At 66.8% G+C, this 467-nt stretch carries 1 pseudogene; it reads right to left on the bottom strand.

Going from position 1 to position 467, the window contains the following annotated elements:
• Positions 1–467: pseudogene (locus JMV15_RS27920) on the bottom strand (cobaltochelatase subunit CobN); the annotation flags it as partial.

Here is a 467-nt window from a genome sequence, read left to right as displayed (position 1 = left end):
GGCAGCCAGGCAGTGGTGGTTGGCAGTTTGCGTACGTCAACGGTAAAGCAGTTACGCCCCGTAGGCAGCACATCCCGCCGACCGCGACGCGGCGCCCCGCTGGGCCCCGCCGGGACAAAACGCCCACTCAAGGCATCGGGCAAGCCACGCATCTCTGCGGGGCCGCAGGCATCCAGGCGTGGCGCGACGACGATGCGCAGGCCTTCGATCACCGCCTTCACCTCCTGCCAGCCGGGCTCTTCCAACTGTTCGATGGGGCCTGCCAGTGCCTGCTCGATCAAGCGCGCCGCGTACAACTCCAGACGTTCACGGGTATCCCCGGCCGTACGCCACAGCTAATCGTCAATCTTCTGCAACACCAACGGGCGCCGCCCCGTCCAGAGCTCGGCCAGTGCGCAATCGAGCGGATCAAACCCCAGGTCGAATGCCTTGGCCAACACTCGCAGCAGGCTCGACTGCGGGCCCCG

The organism is Pseudomonas paracarnis, from assembly GCF_904063055.1.
Taxonomy (GTDB): Bacteria; Pseudomonadota; Gammaproteobacteria; order Pseudomonadales; family Pseudomonadaceae; genus Aquipseudomonas; species Aquipseudomonas paracarnis.
The sequence above is the reverse complement of the archived record's forward strand: the minus strand, read 5'-3'. Positions and strand labels throughout refer to the sequence as shown.